The organism is Streptomyces sp. CB01881 (genome assembly GCF_002953255.1).
Taxonomy (GTDB): domain Bacteria; phylum Actinomycetota; class Actinomycetes; order Streptomycetales; family Streptomycetaceae; genus Kitasatospora.
In genome coordinates this window covers 10,699,376-10,709,076 of the sequence record NZ_CP026498.1, presented here as the reverse complement: position 1 = coordinate 10,709,076, position 9,701 = coordinate 10,699,376, and the positions used below count along the sequence as shown (strand labels likewise).

Annotated in this window: 8 protein-coding genes and 4 pseudogenes; 7 read left to right on the top strand and 5 right to left on the bottom strand. The window is 69.1% G+C overall.

Going from position 1 to position 9,701, the window contains the following annotated elements; all coding sequences use genetic code 11:
• The 3 genes and pseudogenes from C2142_RS41025 to C2142_RS36110 all read left to right on the top strand — a co-directional run.
• Positions 1 to 445 (top strand): annotated as a pseudogene (locus C2142_RS41025) (nuclease); the annotation flags it as partial.
• Between the two features lie 15 nt (positions 446 to 460).
• The gene (locus C2142_RS36115; RefSeq protein WP_148647036.1) at positions 461 to 868 is read left to right on the top strand and encodes a sugar dehydrogenase complex small subunit; all 408 of its coding nucleotides are present in this window, start codon (positions 461 to 463) and stop codon (positions 866 to 868) included.
• A gap of 18 nt (positions 869 to 886) precedes the next feature.
• Complete coding sequence (locus C2142_RS36110) at positions 887 to 2,590, top strand: GMC family oxidoreductase (RefSeq protein WP_148647035.1); 1,704 nt, start codon at positions 887 to 889, stop codon at positions 2,588 to 2,590.
• A gap of 176 nt (positions 2,591 to 2,766) precedes the next feature.
• Here C2142_RS36110 and cas2e read toward each other — a convergent pair whose 3' ends face one another.
• The 3 genes and pseudogenes from cas2e to C2142_RS36095 form a co-directional block, all read right to left on the bottom strand.
• A complete protein-coding gene (gene cas2e / locus C2142_RS36105) occupies positions 2,767 to 3,045 on the bottom strand; it encodes a type I-E CRISPR-associated endoribonuclease Cas2e (RefSeq protein WP_148647034.1) in 279 nt (92 codons plus the stop codon).
• Positions 3,042 to 4,004: pseudogene (cas1e, locus tag C2142_RS36100) on the bottom strand (type I-E CRISPR-associated endonuclease Cas1e); the annotation flags it as partial. The pseudogene cas1e and the gene cas2e, both read right to left, overlap by 4 nt.
• A 125-nt stretch (positions 4,005 to 4,129) precedes the next feature.
• A complete protein-coding gene (locus C2142_RS36095) occupies positions 4,130 to 5,140 on the bottom strand; it encodes a hypothetical protein (RefSeq protein ID WP_148647032.1) in 1,011 nt (336 codons plus the stop codon).
• Between the two features lie 1,035 nt (positions 5,141 to 6,175).
• On the opposite strand from C2142_RS36095, the gene C2142_RS36090 reads away from it, so the two are divergent.
• Positions 6,176 to 6,715, top strand: coding sequence for a hypothetical protein (locus tag C2142_RS36090; RefSeq protein ID WP_241003004.1), 540 nt, complete (start codon positions 6,176 to 6,178; stop codon positions 6,713 to 6,715).
• An 81-nt stretch (positions 6,716 to 6,796) separates the two neighbouring features.
• Here C2142_RS36090 and C2142_RS36085 read toward each other — a convergent pair whose 3' ends face one another.
• A complete protein-coding gene (locus C2142_RS36085) occupies positions 6,797 to 7,171 on the bottom strand; it encodes a hypothetical protein (protein WP_162600492.1) in 375 nt (124 codons plus the stop codon).
• 107 nt (positions 7,172 to 7,278) lie between these two features.
• Here C2142_RS36085 and C2142_RS36075 point away from each other — a divergent pair.
• Both C2142_RS36075 and C2142_RS36070 read left to right on the top strand, forming a co-directional pair.
• Positions 7,279 to 7,904 (top strand): annotated as a pseudogene (locus C2142_RS36075) (DinB family protein); the annotation flags it as partial.
• Positions 7,905 to 7,990: 86 nt separating this feature from the next.
• Entirely contained in the window at positions 7,991 to 9,124 is a 1,134-nt protein-coding gene (locus tag C2142_RS36070) for an IS630 family transposase (RefSeq protein WP_148647030.1), read from the top strand.
• A gap of 75 nt (positions 9,125 to 9,199) precedes the next feature.
• On the opposite strand, the gene C2142_RS36065 is transcribed toward C2142_RS36070, so the two are convergent.
• Positions 9,200 to 9,499, bottom strand: a complete 300-nt coding sequence (locus C2142_RS36065) for a hypothetical protein (protein WP_162002645.1) — start codon at positions 9,497 to 9,499, stop codon at positions 9,200 to 9,202.
• Positions 9,500 to 9,503: 4 nt separating this feature from the next.
• Between C2142_RS36065 and C2142_RS36060 the strand changes: the two are divergent.
• Positions 9,504 to 9,701 (top strand): annotated as a pseudogene (locus tag C2142_RS36060) (hypothetical protein); the annotation flags it as partial.

The following is a 9,701-nucleotide window of genomic DNA, read 5'->3' as shown; positions in this document are numbered from 1 at the left end:
CCAGGTCGGCGTGCCGCTGCTGCAGACCACCGCCAACCACCACCTGCTCAAGACCGGCCTGGTCTACCCCGGCTTCTACAACAAGCTGTTCCCCGAACTCCGGGACGAGCTGGCCACCATCACCCGGACCGCCCGCGAGTCCGGCCTGGGGCTGTGGCCCCTGGACGCCACCACTTCCCCGGGCGGGGCGGCGATCACCGGAATGGCCTCCCTCACCGAGGTGGTGATCCTCCCGAAGCTGTTCCGGCGGCTGGTAGACCACTTCAACCTGGTCGAGCAGTCGCCGACCTGCTTCCCCGCGTACCTCGCAGGCAAGGAGGACAACGTCGAGATCAAGTCGACGGCGACGAAGCAGCTGAGCCTGGAACCCGTGGTCCAGGTCATCAACGGCACGGCCGTGCGGATGACCGCGCAGTCCGAGGACACCGTCTTCACCGAACACTGAGCAGGAGCCCCGACCATGACCGACGCCACCGACTTCCTCGCGCTGTCCGAACTGCTCACCGGAGAACCGGCGCTGGACGGCGTGCTGGCCGAGGAGTACCGAGACCGCCTTGCCGCCGCCTACCCCGCGGACCTCCCCAAGCTCCTCGACGCCTACCGTGCCGCCGTCACCCAGGGCAACCCGCTCGGCGCGCTGACCGCCGCCGTCAACGCCGACCCCAAGCTGGCCCGGGTCACCCGGGAGACCGTCACGGTCTGGTACACAGCCCAGTTCACACGGCCCGACGACAAGCCCGACCCGCCGGCGACCCCGCAGCAGTACCGCGCCGGCCTGATCTGGCAGGTCATCCAGGCCCACCCGACCGCCACCGCCCCGATGCCCCCGGCCCCCAGCGGCTACGGCTACTGGACCCAGCACCCCTGAGCCGAGGAGACCACCCCCATGGACCCGAACACGCCGTACGACGTGGTGATCATCGGCGCAGGCGTCGCCGGCGCCCTCACCGCCTGCCGACTTGCGACCAGCAGGCCCGGCGCCCGCATCCTCCTCATGGAAGCGGGGAACAACCCGACCAACGCCGCCCAGCGCGCCGCCTTCGTCGACACGTACCAGATCTCCCCCACCAAGCCCGTCCCTTCCCCGTACGCGGAGCTGTTGAACAACAAGGACGGCTTCGCCCCCTCCTCCGACGGCGTCCCCGACCTCACCGTGATGAACCAGTACTACGACGAGACCGGGCCGGACGTCTTCGCCAGCGGCTTCCAGCGGATGATCGGCGGCAGCACCTGGGCCTGGCGCGGCAACACCCCTCGCTTCGTCCCCAACGACTTCCAGCTCAAGTCGAAGTACGGAGTCGGCGTCGACTGGCCGTTCGGCTACGACGAGCTCGAACCGTACTACGTGCAGGCCGAGAACGAGCTCGGCATCTCCGGCAACGCGGACGAGTGGATCGGCATCACCCCGCGCAGCGGCGACTACCCGATGCCGGGCATGGCTCCCAGCTACGGCGACGAGCTGGTCCGCGCCGCACTCTCCACCATCAAGCCGATCGACGGCGTCCCGGTCCGGATCGTCACCACCCCGCAGGCCCGCAACTCCCAGCCGTACCGCGGCCGCAGCGCCTGCCAGGGCAACTCCAGCTGCATCCCGATCTGCCCCACCGGCGCCAAGTACGACGCCTCCTTCCACGTCAACAAGGCCCGCGACGAACTCGGCGTCGAGCTGCGCACGGCCCATGTGGCCACCCGGATCGTCCCGCCGGCGGCCGCCGACCAGCCGTACACCGTGGTCTTCCGCGACTGGACCACCGCCGACCACGCCGAGCAGCAGCTCACCGCCCGACACGTGGTACTGGCCCTGAACGCCATCGAGACGCCCAAGCTCTGGCTGCTGTCCGGCCTCGGAAACAGCAGCGACCAGGTCGGGCGAAACCTGATGGACCATCACTCCGCGGAGACCATCGGCCTGTTCGGCCAGCCGGTCTACCCCTTCCGCGGCCCGCAGTCCGCGCTCGGGGTCGACACCTTCCGCGACGGCACCTTCCGCAACAACAACGGCGCCTTCCGGATGACGATCGGAAACGACGGCTGGGGGCGCAGCGGGTCACCCGAGAAGACCTTGCAGTCCTTCCTCTGGGACGACACCAACAAGAAGATCAAGCTCATCGGCAAGCCGCTGCAACAGGCCCTCGCCGACAAGGTCACCCGCATGCTGCGGATCAGCATCTCCACCGAGCAGTTGCCCGACCCGGACAACCGTGTCACGCTCTCCGACAAGACGGACGCACTCGGCATCCGCCGCCCGAAGATCGCCTACAAGCTCGACGACTACTCCAAGCGCGCCCTCGCGTACGGCCACAGCGTCACCCGCCGGATGTGGCAGCACCTGGAGGACACCGCCGGCGCCACCCAGGTCAGCCCCGTGCAGCCGACCCTCAAGTACAACGGCGCGGGCCACCTCATGGGCACCATGCGGATGGGAGAGAAGGGCACGGCGGTGGTCGATGCCTGGGGCAGCTCCCACGAGCACCCCGGCATCTGGGTCGTCGGCTCCTCCGTCTTCCCCACCGGTGGCACCGCCAACCCCACCCTCACCATCTCCGCCCTCGCCCTCCGCACAGCGGACGCCCTCGCCGCCGCCCTCTGAGTTCCGGCCCCGGCGGCCCGTACTCGCCGACCCCGAGAGGGCCCGTGGCACCCGCGCAGTCGCGGGGCCACGGGCCCTCGGCGTACCTCTCGGGACCTCGGCCGTTCCCGGCTCAGGGCTGCCGGTCACGGAGCAACCCCCGCGCGTGCGGGGCCGACAATTCGTGACCTGCGGGTTTAGCGGCGGGAGCGGGCCCACAGAATCAGTCCGTCGAAGTCGACGGGCTTCCAACGGTCCTTGCCGGCGGTGCGGACGGTCCAGCCTTGTTCGTTGGTGGCGGGTTCGACAAGGACGGCTTGGCCGTCTCCGATTCGGGTGGCTAGGAGGTCCCAGAGGCGGTCGCGGATGCGGCGGCTGGGGGTGCCGACGAAGACTCCCGCGTTGACTTCGACCATCCAGCGGGTGAGGTGTCCGCGGAGGCCTTCGGGGGCGGCGATGAGGATGATGACGGTCATGGGCTGCCCGTGTCCTGGGTGAACTCCGGGCCGATGATGGACAGGTGTTCCTCGCCCATGCCCGGTTCGGAGACAGCGGCCGTCGCGGGGCCCTCGGTGCCCGACCAGTTGACGCCGCCCTGGACCGTGCCGACGCGTTCATCCCAGAGTTCGTTGACCTCGGCGTCGGGCATGTCTGTGTCGTCCGGGCTGAGGAGGGTCTTGACGTCGTGGACGATGCGCCCGAGCAGCTCGTCCTGGGCGATGCGGTCGCGCAGGCCGAGGCGTGCGTCGCGTTCCTCGGTGTGACCCTGTTGGGCGAGGTCGAAGGCGAGGGGGATGGTGTACTCCGCCTTGTAGAGGTCCGCGATGTCGAGGACGAACGAGGTGGCCAGTCCGGTGTGGACGAAGCCGAGGCCAGGGCTGGCGCCCAGGCCGGTGATGACCGCGTGAAAGATCCCGTAAAGCGCGGCGTTGGCCGCCGACAGGAGGCGGTTGAGGTCGTCGCCCGCGGCATACGCGTCCCCGGCCTTGTAGACGCGGCCGTTCCAGGGGACACCGCTCCGGCGTGACTCGGCCTGGTAGAGCTTGCGGATGCGGGCACCTTCGCGGCCGCGCAGCTGCTGCATCGTGGCGGTGCTGACGTCCTCGCCGGGGAACCGCATACGGTACATGTGCCGGGCGACGGCCAGACGCTCCTTGGTTCGGCTGACCAGCCACGCCTGGCAGTTGAGGAGCGCCGCGCCTCGGCTGGGGCCGAGGCCGGCGGCGTACATGCGTACGCCTTGCTCTCCGACCCAGCACACGGTGGTGCCGGAGTCGGCGAGGAGGTTGACGGCGCCGTGGGTGATACGGGTGCCCGGGCCGAGGAGCATGACGGCGACCATGGGGGCGGGGACGCGGACGGTCTCGCGTTCGTTGATGACGACGACGGCGTTCTCATCGCGGTCGATGTGGCTGCGTTCGGCGTAGACGCTGGAGGCCCCCTTCGGGAAGCGACCGTCGTCGGCCCCGTAGGGCGTGGCGGCCTACTCGGGTTCCGGGCCGGCCTGCGCCGTGACGACCGTGGTCGGCCGGGAGCCCGGTGTGGGTGCCCCCGAGCGTGTCACGGGCTGCTCGGTGTGGCGACGAAGGTGTAGGCGCCGAGTTCGAGGAACAGGGCGTCCTGGAGCTCGGGTACGCCGGTGAGGGGGACGGCGAGTCGCCGTTCGAGTTTTCCGGCGTTGGCGGTCACCGGGTTGTAGGCCCGCAGCACGATCCGGGCGTCGCACGGGAGGGGCTGGTCGAGCTGGACCACGACCGTGACGGTGCCGGAGTAGTTGGCGGGCAGGACGATCGAGCGCGTGTAGCCCTCGTCGGTGCCGGGCGGATAGATCTGCGCCGTCAGGCTGAACGGGGCCTGCTGGTCGGTGTTGGAGAAGGTCGCGGTGCCGGCGGGCAGGTCGGTGCCGGAGATCCCGAAGACGAAGCGCGTCGGGGTGTTGTTGAGGTTGGCGATGGCCAGGTTGGAGAGGACGTACCTCGTCTGCCGGCACGGGATGACGTCGATGTTGCGCCAGCCGACGTTGGGGTTGTACCTGACCCAGTTCAGGTAGTCGACGAGCGAGCCGAACGTGGGCAGTGCGGCGGGCATGGGGTGGGCGGGGGTGTCCACGGTGGCGATCGTGCAGTAGTGACCCGGCGGGTTCTGGCTCGGCCAGAGGAAGGCGGACCTGCTGACACAGATCTGTCCGGGCGGGATCTCCCGGGCGCCGCCGCGGACGGTGAACGGCACGGCGGTACCGCCGCCCTCGGCGGTGAGCGGGGTCCATGCCCGCGGGTCCAGGAGCAGTCCTCCGGGGGCGTAGTAGAGCCTGACGTTGCCGGAGGCGGGGCAACCGGTCCTGAGGTTCTTTCCCCGGACGTAGATGCGGTTGAGCCGCCCGTACACGATGGGGTGGCTCAGTCCGAGGTCGGGGCCGTCGTAGCTGGACTCCAGCAGACCGAAGTCGAGGATGTCGCTTCCGAAGGGGATGATGTCCGGGGACTCCCAGACGGGGTCGGCCGTGGGGGTCTGTCCCACGTCCGGGAAGTTGTCCCGGACCAGGATGTCGTTCCAGTTGGCGGCGGCGTTCATGGTTCCTCCCGAGTGGATGGTGTGTTCCGGCGGGCACGACGGGCCCGGTCGCGGAGGTGCGTCTTCTTCGACGGTGATCCGTTGGTCGCGGAACTGCCTGCCAAGGGTCGTGTGTTGGCTTCCGCGCTGGCGGGCAGGGCCGTCCCATGGTCGTCGGGGCGGCGCAAATTCCCCGGGGAAGGCTTCTTTCGGACTGCCGCTGGAGGTGGCTGTCCTCATCGGCGGCCGTGTGTGAGGTCGCCGGGGATGTCGGTGAGGTGGTCCTGTGGCATCGGTGAGGGCGGAAATGCCCGTTCCGAATGTCGCGGTGACGGTACTGACAGCGAATCCCCGCATGCTGTGGGTTCGCGGGGGAGCGTCCCGATACAGGAAAATGTATCGGACTCGAACCACCTTGCCCAATAGGCCGGAAGAGTGAATGCCCGGCACGTGCTGCTGCCGCCGACTGGGTGGGCGCCTACTTGAAGTGGCAGACATCGCGCTTCGGCACGACAGCGCTGGCTGGCACTCAGGCTGCGGCGCGGCTGGGCTGGTTGAGTGCCGGGCCTGGCTGCCCCGACGTCTATCACTGGTCTCCGGCCGAGCCAAATCGACGAATCCACGGATCTTCTCCCCGTCAGCCCGACAGCCGGGCGCCACCGCCCGTCCGAGAGGGGACGCCGTGACCGCCCACCTGCAGCGCGCCACCACCACGGCCGCGCTGATTCCCGCGCGCTACGGACACGACGACCCCCGCCACCGGCTGCGGCCGCGGCTGATCGGCGCTGACTACCGCGGCGCCGACAAGCAGCTGCCCCACTTCGGTGGACCCGCAGGAGGTCCTCGGCGGCGGTGTCCTGGACGCCCCGGCCGCACGCATCGGCTCCCGGGTACCCGAGCGGCCGGTGTGGATGTGCTCGGTGCACTCCGATCCCCCAGCCGGCCGTCTGGCCGCGGCCGTTGAAGCGTTCCTCCGAGGCCAAGGAGCAGACCCCATGATTTGCACGAGAGCCGGCCGCGCCCCGCCGCCGCCCGCTCGCACACCCCAGAACCGCCATGCCCTCCCCGCGCACCAGCACGCCGTCGACCACCACCGGATCCGACGCGCTCCTCTACCTCCTCTTCGGCCTCCTCGGCGCAGCCCTCGCCTTCGGCTCCCTCGCCTGGCTGACCGGCAACCTGACCAACTCCTCCGTCGGCAGCGGACCGTGGGCCCCTTTCAAGGCCACCGAGGCCCTGCTGCACCCCGACGTGCTGTGGCCGAACCTGAGCGCCACCGCGCTGCTGCTCGGTGCCCGCCTCGGCCCCGGTCTGCTCACCCTGGCCCTGACCACCACCGGCTTGGTGCTGTGGATGCGCCGGCGCGACGGAGCGAAAACCGGCCTCGCCCGCAAGGCCGATCTCGCCCCGCTGCTGGACAAGGAAGTCACCGCGAAGGCACGCAGCCTGCGCCCGAGCCTGAACGACCGGAAGTGCAAAAGAGATCGCACCGAACGACCGGGGCATCCTCGTCGGCACGCTCTCCCCCGGCAAGGCCGAGGTCCGCGCCTCCTGGGAGGACGTCCTCGTCGCCATCATGGCGCCGCGCTCGGGTAAGACCTCCGGACTGGCGATACCGGCGATCCCCGCCGCCCCCGGTCCCGTCCTGCTCACCTCGAACAAGGCGGCCAACGACGCCTACACCACGACCGTGGACGCAACCCTGCTCGCCTTCAAGGTTGGCGGATCGGCCTTCAGGTCCACTTCGAAGCCTCGGCCTGAGAGGACCGCCCAGGGGCCCATGTCCAGAGGGAACGGCGGCATATCGGCACTCAGGACGACCGGCCGTAGTGCCTTCAGGACTACTGCCTGCGCGGTGCGCGTCTCAACCAGGACCTCGATCCTCCGACCAGAGTCGTCGACCGTAGCCGTGGCCACCACCGGGCTCGCGTCGTATCCGGTCTCGCCACTCGCACGGTCGAATGCGGCAACGAGCCGGACGAGGTCGCCGTGCAGTCTTTGCCAGTCCACCTCAAGTGCCCAGGCAATCTTGGCGAAGGTGCGGACGGACATTGCATGTGTCTGGCAGGCGGCCACGAAACTAGTGCCGTATCAGGCAACGTTCGCCCTGCCGGAGGCCATGCCTGTCCATGGCTTCGGCCGCTGGTGATAATCGTCCGATGAGCGCCATCGAACGCCCTTTGCCGCCCCTGAACGCCGACGAGCGCACCACGCTCGAAAGCTGGCTTGACTTCCACCGCGCCACCCTCGCCATGAAGTGCGAGGGCCTGGACGATGAGCAAGCCATCGTCGCGTCCGTGCCACCGTCCGGCTTCACATTGACCGGCCTCGTCCAGCACATGGCGGAGGTGGAGCGGAACTGGTTCCGCCGAGTGTTCGCCGGAGAACAGGCCCTGCCCATCTACGACCCGCGGGCCGACCCTTCTGGCCCCGACGGCGGCTTCGGCCGAGGGCGGGTGGAGCGGAGCGGAACTGGTTCCGCCGAGTGTTCGCCGGAGAACAGGCCCTGCCCATCTACGACCCGCGGGCCGACCCTTCTGGCCCCGACGGCGGCTTCGAACTGGCCGAGGGCGCCACACTGCACGACGCTCTGGCCACCTGGCACGCGGAGATCGCCCATGCCCGCGAGCTCTGCGCCGCCCGTGCCCTGACCGACACCGGCCGTTTCATGGAGCAGGACGTCAACCTCCGCTGGATCTACGTCCACATGATCGAGGAGTACGCCCGCCACAACGGCCACGCCGACCTGCTTCGGGAGCGCATCGACGGCACCACTGGTGTATGACACCAGATCAGTTAGGGTCCGACCTATTGTGAGGTGACGCGCCGCCGGGTTCCGTGCCGGGCGGCGCGTCGTGTCAGGGTGCTTGGGTGGCTGAACGTGTGCGCGTGCGCGAGATCGATGACGATGAGGGACAGCGGCTGCTGCGGATCATCCGCAGGGGCACCGGGTCGGTGGTGACCTGGCGGCGGGCCCAGATGGTGCTGCTGTCGGCCCAGGGTATGCCCGTGGCGAAGATCGCCGAGGTGACCTTCACCAGCGCGGACCGGATCCGGGACGTGATCCACGACTTCAACGTCGACGGCTTCGCGGCGCTCTACCCGAAGTACAAGGGTGGTCGGCCGAGGACCTTCACCCTTCCCGAGCGCCGCGAGATCAAGAAGACCGCCAAGTCCAAGCCGGCCGAGCACGGCCTGCCGTTCTCGACCTGGAGCCTGGCCAAGCTGGCCGACTTCCTGGTCGCCGAGGGGGTGGTCGACGACATCAGCCACGAGGGCCTTCGGGTCCTGCTCCGCGAGGAGGGCGTCTCCTTTCAACGCGTGAAGACCTGGAAGACCTCGAAGGATCCCGACTACGAAGCGAAGAAGGCCCGCGTCGAGCACCTCTACGCGATCGCCGACGGCGAGGTCATACCCGAGGAGGGCGAGCCCGAAATCATTTTCTGTCTGGACGAGTTCGGCCCGCTCAACCTCCAGCCACACCCTGGCCGGCAGTGGGCCGAGCGCGGCGGCAAGGGCAAGGATCCCGACCGCGAGCCGCGGCCGAGGCGGCGGGCTACCTACACCCGCCCGCACGGGGTGAGGCACCTGTTCGCCGCCTATGACCTCGCCAAGGACAAGCTCTACGGTCACATCAAGAAGACCAAGAACCGGTCGAAGTTCCTGGAGTTCTGCCGGTACCTACGCAGCCTGTACCCGGCCGACGTGCGGATCGCGATCATCTGCGACAACTACTCCCCGCACCTGACCACCAAGCGCTGCCGCCGGGTGGCGAAGTGGGCCGAAGCGAACAACGTCGAAATCGCCTGCACCCCCACCAACTCCTCATGGCTGAACCGCATCGAGGCCCAGTTCACCGCCCTGCGCTACTTCACCCTCGACGGCACAGACCACGCCAGCCACAAGGAGCAGGGCAGCATGATCCGCCGCTACATCATCTGGCGGAACAAGCACGCCACCGACGAACGCCTACGCAAGATCGTCAACAGGGCGAACGTTGCCTGATGCGGCACTAGCGACGGTCTCCAACTTCGGTACTCGGTAGACGCCTTTCTTCCCATGCGGCTGCGCGGCACGGCCTCACGCGCGATCGCCTTCGAGCGCGGCGAGCGCGGCTGGGTGTCGGTCGACGACCAGCTCGCAGTCTTCATGCCGCTGCGCGGCAGCATGGACGACACCCGCCGCACCGTCCACCTCACCAGCGAGGGCGACGTCACGCTCCAGGTCCACAAGGACCAGCACGACGCCGTCGACGCCGAACTGCTGGCCGGGATCCTCGACAGCGGGCGCTACGAGACCTGGACCGGCGTGACGATCCCAGCCGGCACCACCTACGAGTACCAGGACCTCTGGCTGGCCCTCACTCCCGAACTCGATCATGCGGATGAGCGTGACCGGCAACGCCCGCGAGCTGTGCCACCGCCACTCCGCCCTCTACCTCACCCGCGGCCCACTCCCGGCGATGAGCACCATCCGGGGACTGGAGCCGATCGTCAACCTCGCCCGCCTCCATATCCGAGCCGGCCACCACCAGCACGGCCACCAACTCCTGACCGACCTCTACCGCGCCGTCCGCGGCCGA

Excerpts from the sequence above, each read along its gene's own strand:
- C2142_RS36115 (WP_148647036.1), top strand. The coding sequence starts at position 461 with ATGACCGACGCCACCGACTTCCTCGCGCTGTCCGAACTGCTCACCGGA.
- C2142_RS36110 (WP_148647035.1), top strand. The coding sequence starts at position 887 with ATGGACCCGAACACGCCGTACGACGTGGTGATCATCGGCGCAGGCGTC.
- cas2e (WP_148647034.1), bottom strand. The coding sequence starts at position 3,045 with ATGACCGTCATCATCCTCATCGCCGCCCCCGAAGGCCTCCGCGGACAC.
- C2142_RS36095 (WP_148647032.1), bottom strand. The coding sequence starts at position 5,140 with ATGAACGCCGCCGCCAACTGGAACGACATCCTGGTCCGGGACAACTTC.
- C2142_RS36090 (WP_241003004.1), top strand. The coding sequence starts at position 6,176 with ATGCCCTCCCCGCGCACCAGCACGCCGTCGACCACCACCGGATCCGAC.
- C2142_RS36085 (WP_162600492.1), bottom strand. The coding sequence starts at position 7,171 with ATGTCCGTCCGCACCTTCGCCAAGATTGCCTGGGCACTTGAGGTGGAC.
- C2142_RS36065 (WP_162002645.1), bottom strand. The coding sequence starts at position 9,499 with ATGATCGAGTTCGGGAGTGAGGGCCAGCCAGAGGTCCTGGTACTCGTA.